The organism is Lacticaseibacillus nasuensis JCM 17158 (assembly GCF_001434705.1).
Classification (GTDB): domain Bacteria; phylum Bacillota; class Bacilli; order Lactobacillales; family Lactobacillaceae; genus Lacticaseibacillus; species Lacticaseibacillus nasuensis.
The window spans coordinates 138,321-155,967 of the sequence record NZ_AZDJ01000032.1 but is presented as its reverse complement, the minus strand read 5'-3'; the positions used below and the strand labels follow the sequence as shown (position 1 = coordinate 155,967).

At 60.2% G+C, this 17,647-nt stretch carries 19 protein-coding genes; 14 read left to right on the top strand and 5 right to left on the bottom strand.

Annotation, left to right across the window (positions count from 1 at the left end; genetic code table 11):
• Positions 1–279 precede the first annotated feature (279 nt).
• From FD02_RS10075 to FD02_RS10065, 3 genes are all read left to right on the top strand, one after another.
• Positions 280–1,209 carry a Ppx/GppA family phosphatase gene (locus tag FD02_RS10075; protein ID WP_054723543.1) on the top strand — a complete coding sequence of 310 codons (930 nt, stop codon included), beginning with the start codon at positions 280–282 and terminating at the stop codon, positions 1,207–1,209.
• 90 nt (positions 1,210–1,299) lie between these two features.
• Positions 1,300–2,274, top strand: coding sequence for a DUF1002 domain-containing protein (locus tag FD02_RS10070; protein WP_056952078.1), 975 nt, complete (start codon positions 1,300–1,302; stop codon positions 2,272–2,274).
• Between the two features lie 15 nt (positions 2,275–2,289).
• Positions 2,290–3,300 carry a glycosyltransferase family 2 protein gene (locus FD02_RS10065; RefSeq protein ID WP_056952076.1) on the top strand — a complete coding sequence of 337 codons (1,011 nt, stop codon included), beginning with the start codon at positions 2,290–2,292 and terminating at the stop codon, positions 3,298–3,300.
• A gap of 32 nt (positions 3,301–3,332) precedes the next feature.
• Here the strand turns inward: FD02_RS10065 and FD02_RS10060 are convergent, their stop codons facing one another.
• Both FD02_RS10060 and FD02_RS10055 read right to left on the bottom strand, forming a co-directional pair.
• On the bottom strand, positions 3,333–3,872 hold the full coding sequence (locus FD02_RS10060) for a dihydrofolate reductase family protein (protein WP_054723533.1): 540 nt from the start codon (positions 3,870–3,872) through the stop codon (positions 3,333–3,335).
• Between the two features lie 56 nt (positions 3,873–3,928).
• The gene (locus tag FD02_RS10055) at positions 3,929–4,438 is read right to left on the bottom strand and encodes a YbhB/YbcL family Raf kinase inhibitor-like protein (protein ID WP_054723532.1); all 510 of its coding nucleotides are present in this window, start codon (positions 4,436–4,438) and stop codon (positions 3,929–3,931) included.
• A 90-nt stretch (positions 4,439–4,528) separates the two neighbouring features.
• Here FD02_RS10055 and FD02_RS10050 point away from each other — a divergent pair, with 90 nt between their 5' ends.
• From FD02_RS10050 to FD02_RS10035, 4 genes are read left to right on the top strand one after another with little or no spacing between them, the layout of a single operon-like run.
• Positions 4,529–5,302, top strand: coding sequence for a PHP domain-containing protein (locus tag FD02_RS10050; protein ID WP_056952074.1), 774 nt, complete (start codon positions 4,529–4,531; stop codon positions 5,300–5,302).
• Between the two features lie 10 nt (positions 5,303–5,312).
• Positions 5,313–6,260 (top strand): hypothetical protein, encoded by a 948-nt coding sequence (locus FD02_RS10045; protein ID WP_056952072.1) that lies wholly within the window; start codon positions 5,313–5,315, stop codon positions 6,258–6,260.
• 9 nt (positions 6,261–6,269) lie between these two features.
• Positions 6,270–6,971 carry an NAD-dependent protein deacylase gene (locus FD02_RS10040; protein ID WP_054723531.1) on the top strand — a complete coding sequence of 234 codons (702 nt, stop codon included), beginning with the start codon at positions 6,270–6,272 and terminating at the stop codon, positions 6,969–6,971.
• Complete coding sequence (locus FD02_RS10035) at positions 6,971–7,558, top strand: TMEM175 family protein (protein ID WP_054723530.1); 588 nt, start codon at positions 6,971–6,973, stop codon at positions 7,556–7,558. The genes FD02_RS10040 and FD02_RS10035 overlap by 1 nt, the downstream gene beginning before the upstream one ends.
• Positions 7,559–7,643: 85 nt before the next feature.
• Here FD02_RS10035 and FD02_RS10030 read toward each other — a convergent pair whose 3' ends face one another.
• Positions 7,644–8,792 (bottom strand): ABC transporter ATP-binding protein, encoded by a 1,149-nt coding sequence (locus FD02_RS10030; RefSeq protein ID WP_056952070.1) that lies wholly within the window; start codon positions 8,790–8,792, stop codon positions 7,644–7,646.
• A 138-nt stretch (positions 8,793–8,930) separates the two neighbouring features.
• On the opposite strand from FD02_RS10030, the gene FD02_RS10025 reads away from it, so the two are divergent.
• The 3 genes from FD02_RS10025 to metG all read left to right on the top strand — a co-directional run bounded on the left by FD02_RS10025 (position 8,931) and on the right by metG (position 12,732).
• On the top strand, positions 8,931–9,407 hold the full coding sequence (locus FD02_RS10025) for an NUDIX hydrolase (protein WP_056952068.1): 477 nt from the start codon (positions 8,931–8,933) through the stop codon (positions 9,405–9,407).
• Entirely contained in the window at positions 9,400–10,230 is an 831-nt protein-coding gene (locus tag FD02_RS10020; protein ID WP_056952066.1) for a DUF72 domain-containing protein, read from the top strand. Before FD02_RS10025 ends, FD02_RS10020 begins: the two co-directional genes overlap by 8 nt.
• Positions 10,231–10,701: 471 nt before the next feature.
• A complete protein-coding gene (gene metG, locus FD02_RS10015) occupies positions 10,702–12,732 on the top strand; it encodes a methionine--tRNA ligase (RefSeq protein ID WP_268871602.1) in 2,031 nt (676 codons plus the stop codon).
• Between the two features lie 49 nt (positions 12,733–12,781).
• Here metG and FD02_RS10010 read toward each other — a convergent pair whose 3' ends face one another.
• On the bottom strand, positions 12,782–13,969 hold the full coding sequence (locus FD02_RS10010; RefSeq protein WP_056952062.1) for an aminotransferase class I/II-fold pyridoxal phosphate-dependent enzyme: 1,188 nt from the start codon (positions 13,967–13,969) through the stop codon (positions 12,782–12,784).
• A 13-nt stretch (positions 13,970–13,982) separates the two neighbouring features.
• Entirely contained in the window at positions 13,983–14,753 is a 771-nt protein-coding gene (locus FD02_RS10005; RefSeq protein WP_056952060.1) for a DeoR/GlpR family DNA-binding transcription regulator, read from the bottom strand.
• Positions 14,754–14,945: 192 nt separating this feature from the next.
• Here FD02_RS10005 and FD02_RS10000 point away from each other — a divergent pair, with 192 nt between their 5' ends.
• The 4 genes from FD02_RS10000 to FD02_RS09985 all read left to right on the top strand — a co-directional run bounded on the left by FD02_RS10000 (position 14,946) and on the right by FD02_RS09985 (position 17,536).
• The gene (locus tag FD02_RS10000; RefSeq protein WP_056952058.1) at positions 14,946–15,731 is read left to right on the top strand and encodes a TatD family hydrolase; all 786 of its coding nucleotides are present in this window, start codon (positions 14,946–14,948) and stop codon (positions 15,729–15,731) included.
• Entirely contained in the window at positions 15,718–16,272 is a 555-nt protein-coding gene (gene rnmV / locus FD02_RS09995) for a ribonuclease M5 (protein WP_056952055.1), read from the top strand. Before FD02_RS10000 ends, rnmV begins: the two co-directional genes overlap by 14 nt.
• Positions 16,269–17,165 carry a 16S rRNA (adenine(1518)-N(6)/adenine(1519)-N(6))-dimethyltransferase RsmA gene (rsmA, locus tag FD02_RS09990; protein ID WP_054721406.1) on the top strand — a complete coding sequence of 299 codons (897 nt, stop codon included), beginning with the start codon at positions 16,269–16,271 and terminating at the stop codon, positions 17,163–17,165. The genes rnmV and rsmA overlap by 4 nt, the downstream gene beginning before the upstream one ends.
• A 116-nt stretch (positions 17,166–17,281) precedes the next feature.
• A complete protein-coding gene (locus FD02_RS09985) occupies positions 17,282–17,536 on the top strand; it encodes a Veg family protein (RefSeq protein WP_054721407.1) in 255 nt (84 codons plus the stop codon).
• Positions 17,537–17,647: the final 111 nt, after the last annotated feature.

The window sequence follows — 17,647 nt, the reverse complement described above, 5'->3', positions numbered from 1 at the left end:
AAGCGCCACCCGTCGCGCTCTAAACGCGCTTCCCAACGCACGGCCATGCACAGAAGTCCCCCTGATGGCCCCCCGGCCAAAACCGCCGGCCAACCCTCAGGCGGCGCTTCTGCTCCGGCATCAACCCGCGTCGGGTCGCGCTCTAAACGCGCTTTGGGTGGCAAGCGGCTAGGGCTAAGCACCAACTGGCAATGGGCCAAAGCCCGGCCCCTCACCAGTTGGCGGCTTAGCCTACGCCGCTTAAGCGCCACCCGCAGCGCTCTCAACTAGGAGGTTCTTATGTCCAGTCATTTTGGCGTTATCGATCTTGGTAGTAATTCTGCTCGGCTCAGTGTTTGGCGCATTGGGCACGACGGGGATGCCACGCAGATTATTAAGCTCAAGGAAATGGTGCGGCTGTCCGAGGGGATGGGGGCCACGAAGACCCTGCAATCCGCGGCGATGAACCGCACGATTGCCGCCTTGCAACGCTTCCACGACGCGTTTGCCGACCTGCCAAACATGACGCTACGCGCCGTGGCCACGGCCGCCACGCGCCAGGCCAGCAACCAGCAGCTGTGGCTGCAGCGCGTCCAGGCCGAAACCGGCATCACGCTTGAGGTGATCGATGGCGGCCAAGAGGCGGAGTTCGACTACCAGGCGGTGATCAACACCTTGCCGATTCAAAACGCCTTGATTATGGACACCGGCGGCGCGTCGACGGAGCTGATTCTGGTGCAAAACCGCAAACCGGCGCACATGATTTCCATTCCCTTCGGTTCCGTCAACCTGACCGATCGCTACCAGCTGGGCTCGGTGATTACCGCTGCCGAGGCCTTTCGCCTGATTTCCGGCTGCGAGCAGCTGTTCAACTCCGTGTGGTGGCTGCGCAAGGCGCAAAACCTGCCGATCATCGCGCTGGGCGGCAGTAACCGGACGCTGGCCAAGATTCAGCGGCGGCGCGACAAGGATGTCAACTGGGAGGATATTCACGGCTACCGCATGAGCACCGCCGCGGTGAATGATATTTTCGCCAGCATTCTCGACTTGGACCTCGCCGGGCGCAAGGCGGTGCCGGGGCTGGCCAAGTACCGCGCCGACATCATCGTCGCCGGGTTGGCGCCGGTGGTGACGATGATTCGCTACCTCGACTCCGACCGCCTGCTGTTTTCCCAGTACGGCTTGCGCGAAGGGGCGCTGTACACGTACCTCAACGCCGCGCAACAATAGTAAGATTCAGTGAAGAAACCGGCGCCTGCCTGCCAGCGCGCCGGTTTTTTGGCATACTTAAGCATAAACGCACAGATAGGAGTCTTCCTCATGAAGAAATTAATTCTCGGCTTGGCCGCGGTCGTGGCACTCATCGTCGGCTACCGCGGCGCGGCGGTGCACGCCGCCGATACCTGGCAGCCGGTGGCGACGCTGGGCACGTCCTTGACGACCACGCAGAAAAGCGGCACGCTGTCGACGCTGGAATCCGCGGCGAATGTCACCAATCCCAGCGAGCTCACCGTCAACGGCGACACCTTGGTGAAATACCTCAACCCAAGCGGCAGCACGTTCACCAGCGCTAGCGGCGTGTGGTCGTCGGCCTTGGTGCAAAAAACCAGCAGCGGTGGCATCAACGTGAAAATCGTCGACTACAATGGCACGAATAACATCACCACGATTACCGCCGATCAGTACCGCAATGCGGCGTTGACCGCCGGGGTCACCAACGCCAACATTTTCATCACCAGCGCCGTGCGCATCGACGGCTCCGGCGCCTTGGCCGGAGTGTACGCCGCCTTTGCCGAAAACGGCGACAAGCTCAACGCCAGCCAAATCGACGCCGCGCAGTCCGAGGTCAACACCTTGTCCGGCATCACCAGTGCCAACAAAGGCAAGGACGGCTATTCCGACAAGCAGCTCAACAACGCCGTGGCCGGCGCCAAGCAACAAATGGCCAGCCAAAGCAACAACGGCAAGCAGACGCTGTCGCAAAACCAAATCGGCAACATCGTCGACTCCCAGCTCAAGCAAAACAACCTCACCAACATCATCACCAACAACCAGCGCACACAAATCATCAACCTGCTGGTGAAGGTCCAACACTCCGGCGCCTTGTCGTCTAGCGACTTCAAGGCCCAGGCCCAACAATTGGCCAGCAGCATTCAAAATAGCGCCAAGGGCCTGTTCAACAAGCTGTCTAAGCAGCTGAACACCAAGGCCAACCGCAACTTCCTGCAAAAAGTCGGCGACGCTATCGCCAACTTTTTCACCGGGTTGCTGGACTGGTTGAAGAGTCTGATTTAACCCCGGGAGGCCGCGATGGCACAACCTTTGATTTCGGTGATCATGCCGGTATATAACGCGGAGAAATACTTACCCGCCGCCTTGGCTAGTCTGCTTGGCCAAGACTATGCAAACTTCGAGGTGCGCTTGCTCGACGACGGCTCGACCGATGGCAGTCCGGCGATTCTTGACGACTTCGCCGCCCGCGACTCGCGGCTACACGTCACCCGAGTGGCCAACGGCGGCCAGGCCCATGCCCGAGCGCTGGCGTTGACCCAGGCGCGCGGCGCGTACATCGCCTTCATGGATAGCGACGACTTAGCCACGCCGCGTTGGCTCAGCGCGTTAGTTGAGACGATTGGTGACGCCGATATCGCGCAGGTCAACTACGCCACGTACCTCGCCGGCCCGCAGGCGCGATTTTCCCGGCCGTATCACGCCACGGACTTTTCCGTGCGCGGTGCGGACACCTACCGGCTGTGGCTGGAGGACAAGGAGCTGCGTGGCTACCTGTGGAACAAGCTGTTTCGCGCCGAGTTATTCACCCCGGCGTTGCCGGTGGCGGGGTTCAACCTGATGGAAGACGCCTACCTGATCGGCCAGCTCTTGCCGCGAGTGACGCAGATCAATTTTCACGACGAGGCGGTGTATGATTACCGGCTCAATCCGGCCAGCACGGTGCACGACAAGTTCCACGAAGCCGACCTGCGCGCCATCGACCAGCTCGGGGCGCTATACATGCAGGTGGCCGAAACCATGCCGGTACTTGAGGCCTTGGCGGTGCGCAAGTACGCGAGCTTGAGTCTATGGGTGCTAAGCAAAATGACCCCGGCGCAATTGTTGCAGCACTGGGGCTATGCCGAACAACTCGGCGCGGTGTTGAAGGATTATTCCCAAGACTTCGCCGCCGAGCTCGCCGATCACGCGGCGCTGGAGCTGCCGCAGCGGCGGCCACACCAGCTGGCCGCGGGCTTGCGCCAGCAGCTGGCCGACTGGTCGGCGCTGATCGGCCAGCCGCGTCACGAAGATCAATTCGACGACAAATAAAACCGGCGGCCCCGTGGGCCGCCGGTTTTGCGTTAATGGGCCGCTTCGACGCGGTAGGTGAGTTGCACGAGTTGGTCGAGCTGGCGCGTGTGGGTTAATGTCAGCGGCACGTCAGTGAGGTTGCTGGCGACCAGCGAAATGCCATCGCCAAGCAGCACCGGCGCCACGGTGATGATGAGTTCATCAATGAGGTCGTCTTGCAGCAGGTCGGTGAAGATGTCCGCGCCGCCGACGAGCCAAATGTCCTTGCCCGGTTTTCGCTTGAGCTGCCGCACGAATTCTTGCACGTTGCCGGTGACGACGGTGGTGGGATCATCCGTGTCGTGCAGCGTCGTGGAGAACACGTAGCTTTCCTTGTCCTGGTATGGATAACTGCCGGCCAGGCTCAGCGCCCGCTGGTAGGTTTTGCGCCCCATCAATACCGTATCGATGCTCGCATAAAAATCCTGATACGCCGAGTCGGCGGCACTGGCGTTGAGCTTGCTCAGCCAAGCGGTGCTGCCATCTCGTTCGGCGATGAAGCCATCCAAACTTTCGGCCAGGTACAAGATCACTTTTCGATTCGATTGCATATGCGCGTCCTCCTTCTGTTTGGCTCTATTTTACCACAGGAGAAAGCGCTATCAGCCTATGCGCGTGAATTAATGTCGAGACTCGCCGTGGCTAACACGTGGCCGGCCATGGCGTGGCGCAAGGCGTTCAGCCAAAAGCCATTGTCTAAGGCCAGCGTGGTGTCTAAGGCGTAAACGGTCAGGGTGTAGGCGTGGGTTTGATCAGGCGGCTGCGGGCCGACGTAGCCTTGGGCCACCAGTGGGTCGCTAGCGCGGACCATGCCACCGGCGTTAGAGTTGCGGCCTTGCACCATGGGCAAGACGCCGCTGCGGCTGGCGTCTTCCGGAATCAGCACGGTATCGCCGGGGATGTTGGCGGCGCACCAGTGAATCCAGGGAAAACCGGACACCGGCACCGCGTCGAAATCCACCAGAGTCAGCGCCAAGCTTTGCGTGCCGGCCGGCGCGGCCTCGATGGTGATCGGAAAGCTGCGCTTGGGCTTACCGGCGTGCAAATCGGCACCGGTAGCGTACTTACCAAACTGGTCGGGCAACAGGCCCGCAGTCAACGGAACAGACAGTTGCATTTTAGATTCCTCCCTTGTAGTGTAGAGTTTGAAGACGCTGTCGCCTTCAGCCTACCACGCTTTTGGCCCGACTCGCAAACGGAGGTCGCCATGATCGATCAGCACTTACATACTTATTTTTCCTTCGATAGTGATGCGCAGTTTGAAGACTATTTGCGCCAAACCACCACGCCCTTGGTGACCACCGACCACCTGGAGCTGGCCAACCCCGATGACGCTGGGCGCGACGACATGCCGGATTACGCGGCCTATGTCGCCAAGCTCGACCGGCTGCACCAGCAATACCCCAACCAGCTGCTGCGCGGGGTGGAGGTGGGCTATTACGCGCCGCGCGCGGCGGATTTAGCGGCATACGTGGCGGCGCACGACTACGACTTGGTGTTGTTGTCGGTGCACCACGACGGCCACCACGACTACCTCGACGACAGCTTCAAGCAAGCCGACTTGCAGGCGCTGGTGCACACCTATTACGACAAAATGCTAACTGCGGTGCAGGCCGTCGACTACGCCGATGTCTTGGCGCATTTTGACTACGGCCTGCGCATTCACTCGGTCACTCCGGCGCAACTGATTGCCTGGGCCAAGCCGCAGCTCACGCAGATCTTTGCCGCGGCGGTGGCCAAGGGGCTAGCTTTTGAGCTCAACACGAAGTCGATGTATATCTGGGGCAACGCCGCCTTGTACGACCTGGCGATTCCGTGGTATCAAGCCGCCGGCGGCACCAAGTTTACGATTGGTTCCGACGCGCACGTCACCACGCTGTACCGCGACCATTTTGCCGAAGCTTCGGCGCAGTTGCAGGCGCATGGCGTCACCCACATCGTCGAATATCGGCACCATCAACCCACGCCTTGTGCGCTTTAAGGAGTTAATCATGACCACAATTAAAAACCCAGACATCCAACAGTTATTCGAAGCGGTGCAGGCCGGCTACACCATGCCGATCACCCTTGAGATTGCCGACACCGTCAGCGGCCAGTTGAGCCACGACCAGTCGCAAGAAACCTTGCAACCAGACGGCAGCCTGCGCGTCACCATTAGCGACGCGACCAATGTCGACTACACCTTAAGCCACGAATTGATGCACATGTGGCTGACCAGCCACGACTACCCGCAGCTACAATACCACTTGCTCACCGGCGACCCGGCGCAAGACCGCCAGCTGTACGCCGTGAGCTCGGCGCTGTACGGCGCGGCGCTACACGTGCCAGTGGTGGCGTGGCAGCAGGCGCACCGCTTGTTGACTGGTCAGGTGATTGCGCAACTTGAGGCGGGCTTTGCCGCCAACGTGCCCGCAGAAACGCCCGCCGGCGATCAGCTGCTGGTGTTTCGCGTGGTCAGCTTGTTGGACCTCTTGGTGACGCTCAGTGGCGGCAGCGGGGCGCAACAAGCCGGCTGGGCCAAGACTTACCCGGCGGCGTACCCGGTGGCCAAGCGGTTGTATGATGGCCTGATGACCAAGCCGCTGGACTCGCCGTTTAGCCTGCGGCGCGCGGCGGTGAACTTGTTTGGCGCGTTTAGTCAGTGGCTGGCGGCCGCCGGCTACGCGCCGCTGCCACTGGGCGAGTTCGTCACGGTGCCGCCGGTGTTATCTCAGCGCCAGTTGCGCCTGCAGCTTAACCAGGTGTTTGAGCTCAAGCACAGCGACTACCGCGACGTCGACAGCAAGGCCCAAGGCTACGTGGCCTTGGGGGCCGATGGGCAAAACGCGTTTACGCTGCCGCTGACCAACCCCAGCGCGCCATTTTTCCAGCATTTGTATACCCAATCGGTGCAAGCCGTGTTGACCCAATACCACCTCGACTACACCGTGCGGGAGTAGGAGGCAACCATGTTTGATTTGCAAGCCGCCATCGATGCGGCCGAGTATGTCACCTTTATGACCGGCGCCGGCGTGTCCACCGCCTCGGGGATTCCCGATTACCGCAGCAAGGGCGGGCTGTACGACAACGACAGCGAGCGGCCCGAATACGCCTTGTCGCACGATAACCTGCAGGCGCACCACCAGCATTTTCATGACTGGGTCGTCGCCAACATGTATCACCCAGAGGCCCGGCCCAACGTGATTCACGAGCGCATGGCGGCCATCACCAACCAAAAAGGCGCCATCGTCACCCAAAACGTCGACGGCTTGGACCGGCAAGCCGGCGCCAAGCACGTCGTCGAGTTTCACGGCAACTTGTATCGCATCTATTGCCAAACCTGCGGCGCGCAAACCGACTACCAGCACTATTTGGCTAGCGACGTGCACGAGGCCGACGGGGGCATTTACCGCCCGGACATCGTGTTGTACGGCGAGCCAATCAACAACGCCGTGGCCGACGCGGCGATTCGCGCCATCAGCCAGGCCGACTTGCTGATTGTCGTCGGCACCAGCTTTCAGGTGTACCCCTTTGCCGGCTTGATCGGCTACGCGCGGCCGGATGCGACCTTGGTGGCGGTGAACAAGGAGCCGATTGCCTTGCCCAGCGGTGCGCACATGGTGGTCGGCGACGCCACGGCCACCTTTGGTCAGTTACGGGAGGATGACTAATGCCTAAAAATCGGCTCGAGGCCTTCACCGACGGCGTGGTGGCCATCATCATCACCATCATGGTCTTGGAGTTGACCCCACCGGCCGGCAGTAGCTTCACCGCGCTGTGGGGCCTGCGCGACAAGTTTTTGATTTACCTGGTGTCGTTTGTGATTCTGGCGGTGTATTGGAATAATCATCACCACTTGTTGCAACTGGCCAAACACATCGATGGCGTCGTCTTGTGGGCCAATGTGTTTTTCCTGTTCGCCTTGTCGCTGTTTCCGTTTGCCACCGCCTGGATCGGCGAGCACCTCGGCACCGCGGTGGCGCCGGCGGTGTTTTACGGCGCGGTGATGACGCTTGGCGACCTGGCGTATTACCTGTTGTTGTTGGCGCTGATCCACGCCAACGGCCGCGCCTCGGCGATTCAACTGACGCTTGGGCAAGACTACTACAAGCCGCTGGTGTCCATCGGCGGGGCGCTCGTGTCGACAGCGTTGGCCTGGGTGTGGCCACCCATCGTCGTGATTTTGAACACCGGCCTGTTGTTGCTGTGGGTCCTCCCCGAACGACGCGTCGAGCGTCACATCAATCATCGCCAATAAGGCATAGCAAAACCCCTCGAGCGAACTCGAGGGGTTTTGTCGAGATTAAGGGGTAGTTTGGTTCAGTCCCGCGGGACTACTGAGGTTAAGCCTGAGCCTGCTCTTCGGTCATCGCAGTCTGGGCTTCTTCGGTCACAATGGCGTCAGTGGTGTCGACGTCGAAGAAGTGCGCCTTGTTGACGTCAAAGCCCATTTGGACTTTTTCGCCAGGGTTGTGGAAGTCGCGGGCATCGACTGTAGCCACAAAGTCTGTCCCATCAACCGTTGCGTACAGTTGAGAGGTGGCGCCCATCAATTCGGAAACCGTCACGACGGCGTTAACGGTTTGGTCTGGCCAAGTTTCCAAGAAAGCTTCTTCAGTGTGGATGTCTTCTGGGCGAATCCCCAGCGTGACGTCCTTGTCGTTGTAGCCACGGTCGTTTAAGATCTTGGCGCGGCCTTCTGGAATGGCGATATCCAAGCCCTTGCCGTCGTTGATGCGGCCGTCCTTGTAGTGCACGGACATGAAGTTCATCGCTGGACTGCCCATGAACCCGGCCACGAACTGGTTGCGAGGGTTGTCATAGACTTCGGCAGGGGTGCCGATTTGCTGAACCTTACCAACGGACATGACGACCACCCGATCGGCCATGGTCATGGCTTCGGTTTGGTCATGAGTAACGTAAATCGTGGTGGTGTTCAACCGCCGGTGCAACTTGGCGATTTCGGCACGCATGGAGACACGCAGCTTGGCATCCAAGTTGGACAGTGGTTCGTCCATCAGGAAGATTGGCGCATCACGGACGATCGCACGGCCCAAGGCAACACGCTGGCGTTGACCACCAGACAGGTCGGCTGGCTTGCGGTCCAGGAATTCGGTCAGGCCCAAGATCTCGGCGGCGTTATCGACCTTCTTCTTGATTTCGTCCTTGGCGTACTTGCGCAGCTTCAACCCAAAGGCCATGTTATCGTACACGGTCATATGTGGGTACAAGGCATAGTTCTGGAAGACCATGGCGATATCGCGGTCCTTTGGGGCCACATCGTTCATGACTTTGCCATCGATTTCCAGCGTCCCCTTGGTGATGTCTTCCAACCCGGCGATCATGCGCAGGGTCGTGGACTTACCACAGCCAGAAGGGCCAACGAAAACGATGAATTCCTTGTCGCGCACATGCAGGTTGAAGTCCATAACGGAGTCTTCGTCGGCATGTGGGTAGCGCTTGTAGATGTGTTCCAGATCAATTTCTACCATAATTTTGCACTCCTATCTTGTTTACGCTTTCAAGTATACGTGAAAGCGATTGCGAGGGCACCCACTAATCTGCACAAAAACGCCGGGAGGTTTTTGGCAGAGTGCCCAAAATGGTAAAATACCTGCGAGGTGACGTTGATGACTCAAGCTTATACGGTGGTGCTGTGCCAAACGCCGGCCGGCATTTTACTAATCAATCGGGCGAAGCCGCCGTACCGCGGGCGGTGGAATGGCCTTGGCGGCAAGGTCGAGCCCGGCGAATCCCCGGCGGCCGGGGCGGTGCGCGAGGTGCAAGAAGAAAGCGGCGCGGTGATTCAACCGCGCAACTTGTTTGCGCGCGGGTTGGTGCACTGGGTTGAAGACGACCAGTGGCGCGGCGACTTGTACTTGTTTGCCGCGCAGGCCGCTGCGGTGGCGACGCCGCAAGCGACCCGCGAAGGCATCGTGGCGGCGTGGTCGCGCGAGTGGCTGCAGGCGCCGGATAATCTCGGGCTGACGCCAGACCTGCCCGCGCTGTTGCCGTACTTCTTCGGCAGTGACGCGCCCGAGTTGACGTCGCGGTTTACCGGCAACCGGTTTATCGGGCTGACTTTGGAAGCGGCGCACCATGATTGAGGTGGGGTTAACCGCCGTGGCGGAGCACCCCAGCCTGTCGCCGACTGGCCGCCCCAGCACATTGGCCGACTTGGCGGGGTATTTTCCGGTGGTGGAACTGGACACGGGGTTCTACCACGCGCCCGATGCCGTCTTGGTGACCAAGTGGCAGGCGCAGGTGCCGGCGACGTTTCAGTTTATCGTCAAGGCCACCAGCGCCATGACGGTGCACCCAGGCAGCACCCGGGAACAGGTGGTGGCCGACGCCGCGGCCCTAGAGGCGGGGCTGCAGCCGCTGATTGCCCAGCACCAGCTGGCCGCGATTTTGCTGCAGTTTCCGCCGTTTTACGGGGTGACGCCGGGCCACGTGAAATATTTGCGGTGGTTGCGCAGCCGGTTTCCGCACCTGCCGCTTGCCGTCGAATGGCGCAACGCCAGCTGGTACGCACCGGCTTATCGCGAATCGACGTTGGCCTTGATGCGCGAGTTGGCCATGATTCACGTGGTGGTCGACGAGCCGGCAACCGCCGGCGGCAGCGTGCCGCTGGTGGCAAGCGCGACAAATGCCGACCTGACCATCATGCGACTTCACGGCCGTAACGTCGCCGGTTGGCAAAACAGTACCGGCCCGGATTGGCGCAATCAGCGCACGAACTACCGCTATTCGCCAAGCGAACTGCAGGGGCTTGGCGCGGTGGCCAAGGCGCTGGCCAGCAAGCGGGTGATTGTCATCTTCAATAATAATGGCGGCGGGGACGCCGCGGCCAACGCCTTGGCGTTCATCAAGCAGGAAGGCTTGCATTTTCCCCACCTCGGCCCGCGGCAGTTAGGCTTATTGGACTGAGTTTGGCGTTGTTGAGGTGTTCACGAATGGTGGCCGGCGTTCATGAAACGTGAACAGAAAAAGCCATTTGCCAAGCGAAAACCTACCGTGGTTTTTGCCTGTAAATGCTGATGTGACGCGGGATTCAGCGATTGTGGTGGGGATTTCCGCGGCGATTTTGCGACGTTAGAGGTAGGATTATCGGTCAAAGCGGCGTATTCAGCGTCAGAATGCGCCTGCTTTTTTGGCCGTAGCCGCGCAATTGCTTGGGGCAGAAGCACTAGCGCGATTTTTTGGCGGTGCGCCCGGGCTTGGCAAACGCGAAAATCCTGCATATTTTAGGCTGTGCACAGTCTGTTCATTCACTTTTTATGCAGCCCCCGCGAAAGTGCCCACGATGGGCATTTTCGAGATTTTGATCCTTGGTTCGCCGCTTAACCGCGGGCCGGCGCCCTCTGTGCTATACTAATCCAGACTAGCGTTTTACGCTAAATTAGCGTCAGTCGGCGTGGCCATTTCTGCGCCGGCAAGGAGGTAAGTTGCACCATGGCAAAACCAACGTTTTATGTCACCACCCCGATTTATTACCCGTCCGGCAAGTTGCACATCGGCAACGCGTACACGACCATTGCGGCCGATGTGTTGGCTCGCTACAAGCGCCTGATGGGCTTCGACGTCTTTTTCCTCACCGGCACCGATGAACATGGGCTAAAAATCGAGCAAAAAGCCGACAAGCTCGGCATCACGCCGCAAGCTTACGTCGATGGCATGGTGGCGCAGATCAAGCAGCTGTGGAAGCTGCTGGAAATCACCAACGACAAGTTCATTCGCACGACGGATGAAGAACACGTCAAGGCCGTGCAGAAAATCGTCGAGCGCCTGATCAAACAAGGCGACGTGTACCTGGGCGAGTATGTCGGCTGGTACTCGGTGGAAGACGAGGAGTACTTCACTGAGCCGCAACTGGCCGAAGTTTACCGCGACGATTCCGGCAAGGTCATTGGCGGCAAGGCGCCATCCGGCCACGAGGTGCAACTGGTCAAGGAAGAAAGCTACTTCTTCCGCATGAGCAAATACGCCGATCGCCTGCTGAAGTTTTACGACGAGCATCCCGACTTCATTCAGCCGGAATCCCGCAAGAAAGAAATGATCAACAACTTCATCAAGCCCGGCCTCGAAGACCTGGCGATGAGCCGCACCAGCTTCAACTGGGGCGTGCCGGTGCCGGAAAACCCGAAGCACGTTGTATATGTCTGGGTCGACGCGCTGTTGAACTATATCACCGCCCTCGGCTACGGCAGCGAGAACCACGACTTGTTCGACAAGTACTGGCCGGCTGACATTCAGTTGATTGGGAAGGAAATCGTGCGCTTCCACACGATTTATTGGCCAATCATCTTGATGGCGCTGGGTCTGCCGATTCCAAAGAAGATTTACGGTCACGGTTGGCTGGTGATGAAAGACGGCAAGATGTCCAAGTCTAAGGGCAACGCCATTTATCCAGAGATGCTGGTGGAGCGCTATGGTCTGGACGCCTTGCGCTACTACCTGATGCGGGCCATTCCGTTTGGCAACGACGGCATCTTTACGCCAGAGGACTTCATCGACCGCATCAACTTCGATTTGGCCAACGACCTCGGCAACTTGTTGAACCGCACTATCGCCATGATCAACAAGTACGTCGGCGGCAAGCTGCCGGCCTTGCACGATGGCGTGACCGAGTTTGACGCCAGCCTTGAAGCGACGGCCAAGGACGTCATCGGCCGCTACACGACCTTGATGGACAACTTGCAGTTCTCCGACGCCTTAGACGCCGCTTGGGAACTGGTCGCTCGCGCCAACAAGTATATCGATGAAACCGAGCCCTGGACGCTGGCCAAAGACCCGGCCAAGGCAGATCAGCTCGCCAGCGTCATGGCGCACTTGGCCGAAAGCCTGCGCCTGATTGCGTTGTTGGTTCAGCCTGTCATGACCCACGCGCCGAAGCAAATCTTCGGCCAGCTGGGCTTAGACGATCAAGACGACGACCAAGAAGCTTTAGCCTGGGGGCATTTGCCGGCAGGTGCGCAAGTCGTCGCCCAAGGCACACCGATTTTCCCTCGGCTCGACGTTGAAGAAGAGGTCGCGTGGATCAAGGCGCAAATGAAGCCGTCGCAAACCAAGGTGACGGTGGCAGCAGACACCCGCAAGCCGGAAATCGACTTCAAGGCCTTCGACCAGTCGGAGATTCGCGTCGCCGAGATTCTCGAGGTCGAAGCGGTCAAAGGGGCCGACAAGCTCCTGAAGTTCACGCTGGACGCCGGGGATGAAGGCACGCACCAGATTCTCTCGGGCATTCGCGAGTTCTACCCGGACTACGCCAAGCTCAAGGGCAAGAAGGTCATGGCCGTGGTCAACTTGAAGCCGCGCAAGCTGCGTGGCGAAATCAGCGAAGGCATGTTGCTGTCGGCGGAAGCCGCAGACGGCCAGGTCACGCTGGTGGAAGTCCCGGCCGGCCTGGAAAATGGTAGCCTGATCGGCTAGGCAAACGAATAGCGGTGAAGCCAATTGGCCTCACCGCTATTTTGTTGGGCTAAGCTTGCGCGTGGACGTAATCGCCTAGCCGCCGCATCGCTTCTTGCAGCGTCTCGAGGCTGGCCGCGTAGCTCACGCGGACATAGCCCTCGCCGCCGGGGCCAAAGCCGCTGCCGGCAATCAGCGCCAGGTGGTTTTGTTGCAGCAAGGCGTGGCAAAACGCGACGTCGTCTTGGCCGCAACTGGCCGGCAACTTGGCGAACACGTAAAACGCGCCGGTGGGGGTGGGCATGGTAAAGCCCAGCGCGCGCATCGCCGTGACCACGTAATCGCGCCGGCGCAGGTATTCGCGCTTCATCGCAATCGTGTCCGCGCGGCCGGCTTCACTGCTTAAAGCTTCGGTGGCGCCGGCCATCGCCGGATTCGAGGCGACGGTGACGGCAAAGGCGTGCGCCAAGGCCACGCGCGCCATCAGTGCGGCGGGGCCGGCGACAAAGCCGATGCGCCAGCCGGTCATGGCGTGGGACTTGGAAACGCCGTTGACCACCAGCGTTTGCGCCGGCAGAAACTCCGCAAACGAGGTGTGCGTGAAGCCATAGGTGAGCTCCGAATAAATTTCGTCGGCGATCACCACGAGGTTGGTCTGGGCGCACACCGCGGCTAACGCCTGTACCTCGGCGCGCGTGTAGGTCACGCCGGTGGGGTTGGCCGGGAAGTTCAGCAAAATTGCCTTGGCGGTTGGCGTATCGGCGATGGCCGCGGCCAGTTGCGCCGGGGTGAGCTTAAAGCCGGTGGCGGCGGTGTTCAGATACACCGGCGTGGCCCCGTTGATGCGCACGAGTTGATCGTACAGCGAAAACGTCGGGCTAGGCATCAACACGGCGTCGCCGGCGTTCAAGACGGCGGCCAGGCAGGCGTGCAGCGCCTCGGTGGCGCCGACGGTCACGACCAACTCGTGGTCGGGGTCGTAGGCCAAGCCGTAGCGGTCCTTGAGAAACCCGGTGGCGGCGCGGCGCAGTTTTGGCCAGCCGTTGGACGGGCCATAATGCGATTCATCGGCGTTGATCGAGGCAATCGCCGCTTGTTTGATGTGAGCGGGGACGTTGAAGTCGGGTTCGCCCAGCGTCAGCTTGACGACGTCTGGCACCTGGTTGGCCTCGGCGTCGAACACGCGGATCGGGTTGGCGCCTAAGCCGTCATAATTGTGGTTGAGTTGGTTCAATAAACCGGGTTTTGCAGTCGGCATGGGCAACGTCCTTTCAGTTGAGCGGGGTGGTGATGACGCGGGTGTAGTGACTGTATTCGGTGAGGTCTTTTTGGCTGATCCAGGGATCGGTGATCAAGGCGTCACAGTCGCTAAGCGAGTAGAAGGTGTAAAAATCACGCTTGTCGAGCTTGGAGTGATCGAGCACGGCATATTTCTTGTCGGCATTGGTCAAGGCGACGCGCATCAGCTCGCCTTCGTCGGGATTGGCGTTAGCCATGTTTGGCCCGGCGAGGCTGTTGACGCTGATAATCGCCTTGTCGGTGTGCAGCCGCTGCAGCATTTCGTACACGAGGCTGCCGATAAACACGCCGGTTTTGGCCCGGTACACGCCGCCAATCAGTTGCAGCGACAACTGTGCGGCCCGGTCTTGCAGCGACTGGAACACCGGCAGGCTCGAGGTGATGATGCGCAGGTCGGGCAGCGTCGGCAGGTAGTTGGCAATCAGCTCGTTGGTGGTACCGGGGCCGATGTACACGACATCCCCCGCGCGCACCAGCGACGCAGCGGCGCGCGCGACTTGCTTTTTCTCGCGAACGTGCAGGTTGCGCTTTTCGTTGCGCGAGAGTTCGTTGTTCTCGCGGTAGGCGAAGGTTTGGGCCCCACCATGGACCCGCACGACCTTCTTGGCCTGGGCCAAGGCCGCCAAGTCGCGACGAATGGTCATTTCCGAACAGCCCAATTGCGTGGACAATTCGGTCACCGAGGCGCTGCCGCGATGGGCAACGAGTTGTTGAATGGTTTGTAAGCGTTGGGGCTTCAGCATGAACTCACCTTCCTGCGACCGCCTGTGCACTTTTGTGCGGTTGACAACACAATCGACCATAGCATCGAATGAAAGCGGCGTCAATGCGTCGCGGCAATTTCCGCCAACAACTTGGTATTTGCCGCCCAGCCCGCCGGTTTGCCGTGGCCGGCTTGCCTGCGTATAATGAAGCGCAGGATTAAAAGGAGAAATATGGAAATTTTTGACTCGCACACCCATTTGAATGACACGCCTTACGCCGGCCACGAGGCGGAATTCGTCGCCCATGCCGCCAGCCTCGGCGTGACGGAAATGGCCATTGTCGGCTCGGACTCGCAGCTTAACGCCGGGGCCTTGCGCCTAGCCGCCACCTTCGCCAATTTGTATGCAATCGTCGGCTGGCACCCGGAGTCCGCCAAGGCCTATTCGCCGCGCGCAGAAGCCGAGCTGATGGCGCAACTCGCCACGCCCAAGGTGGTGGCGCTCGGGGAAATCGGGCTGGATTATCACTGGGACACCAGCCCGCGCGACGTGCAGCGCCGGGTGTTTGCCCGCCAGCTGGCGATTGCCCGCAACCAGCACCTGCCGGTCTCGCTGCATATTCGCGACGCCTTTGCTGATGCTTACGAGATCTTGCGACACAGCGATTTACAATTCGGCGGCATCATGCACAGCTTCACCGGCGGGCCAAAGTGGGCGCAAAAGTTCCTGGACCTGGGCTTATACGTGTCGTTTTCCGGTATCGTCAGCTTCAAAAACGCGCCGGCTGAACACGCAAGTGCCAAGGTGATCCCGCCTGATCGCCTGCTGGTGGAAACCGACGCGCCGTACCTGACGCCGACGCCGTACCGCGGCCGGCCCAACGAGCCCGGCTACACGCGCTATGTCGTCGAAGCCGTCGCCAAGTTGCGCGACGCGCCGGTTGAGCAAGTCGCGGCGCAAACCCGGGCCAACGCGCACCGCATCTTTGGATTGGAGGCCACCCGTGAGTCAGTTTAAGCAAATCATCGTGGTGGAAGGCCGCGACGACACCAAGCGCCTCACCGAGACGTTTGGCCCCATCGACACAATCGAAACCCGTGGCAGTGCGATTTCGCCCGAGACGCTGGCGCTCATCGCCCACGCCCAGGCCACGCGCGGGGTGATCGTGTTGACCGATCCCGATTTTCCCGGTGAAAAGATTCGCAAGACCATCACCCAGGCGGTGCCCGGCGTCACCCACGCCTTTTTGCCCCGCAGCGAGGCGGCGCCGACGCACGCCGGGTCGCTAGGCGTCGAGCACGCCAGCCCGCAAGCACTGCGCGCCGCGCTGGCCAACTTGGTGACGCCGGTGCCCGACGCGCCGGTGCAGATCTCGCTGGAAGCCATTCAAGCCGCCGGCCTCATCGGCGGCCCAGCCGCCCGTGCGCGCCGCGAGCGGCTCGGCGAGCTGTTGCACATCGGCTACACCAACGGCAAGCAGCTGCAAAAACGGCTGCGCCAGTTTGCCATTACTCCCGCGCAATTCGCCGCGGCCGTCGCCCAATTGGAGGCATCATGAGCACACACATCGCCAATCCCAGCCGCACCCAGGCCATCATGGCCGCCCACGGCTTTCGCCCGAAGAAACACCTCGGTCAAAACTTTCTCACCGACACCAAGATCTTGACGCGCATCGTTGATGCCGCTGGAGTCGACGCTACCACCGATGTCATCGAAATCGGCCCGGGCATCGGCGCGCTCACCGAGTTTCTGGCCGCCAGCGCCCGCCGCGTGGTGGCGTTAGAAATCGACGCGCAGCTGATTCCCGTGTTGGCCGAGACGCTGGCCGCGCATGATAACGTCACCGTGGTCAATGCCGACGTCTTGAAGGTCGACTTGCCGGCGTTGATGGCGGCCCAATTCGGCGCGGGGCAGCCGGCCAAGGTCGTCGCCAACCTGCCGTATTACATCACGACGCCGATTCTGTTGCACCTGTTGAACAGCCCGGCGCCTTTGACCCAGCTCACGGTGATGATGCAAAAAGAAGTCGCCGACCGCCTCGCCGCCGGCCCCGGCAGTAAGGATTACGGCAGCCTATCGATTGCCGTGCAGCAGCGCATGCAGGTCGAAACGGCCTTCACCGTCAGCCGCAAGAGCTTCGTGCCGGCGCCGAATGTCGACTCGGCCATCGTCAACTTGACTCGCCGCAGCGCGCCGCTGGTCGCCGTGCGTGACCAGGCGGGCTTTGATCGCCTGGTGCGCGGCGCGTTTGCCGCGCGGCGCAAGACGTTGTGGAACAACTTGATCAATCTGTACGGCAAGGACGCCGAAACCAAGGCCAAGCTCACTGCGGCGCTGGCCGCCGCCGCGATTGCCCCGAGCACGCGCGGCGAGGCCTTAAGCATCGCCGAGTTTGGGCGGTTAAGCGACGCGTTGGGGGCACAAGGCGTTGCCGTTTCGCCAAAATCTTAAGAAAACGCTTAGAACCGCGGCCTCATGGGGTTATTTTCCTTGACAGGGCGAAAATCAATGGTATAATTGCAATTTTTCCCGATTCGTGCTAAAATGTTTCACAAGAGGTGAAATGCATGCCAATGACTTTAGCTAGCATCAAGCAGCAACTCGACGCAAAAATCGGGGAGACCATGACGGTAGTCGCTCAGGCGGGACGCAAAAAGGTGATCCGCCGCAAGGGCACGCTGAAAGAAACCTATCCAGCTGTGTTTGTGGTGGCGCTTGACCAAACTGAGAACGCCTTTGAACGCGTTTCTTATAGTTACGCCGACCTGTTAACCAAATCCATCTCCATTACCTTTGAAGATGCCGATTCACAGGCTTCATAATCAACGCGAACCCAAATCAGCCGCCAGTGCGGCTTTTTTGTTGCCCTCAAACTGACAAACCCCTAGTGTATCTTGGCCGGTGATTCAGTATACTGGAGGAAACGAAGAAGA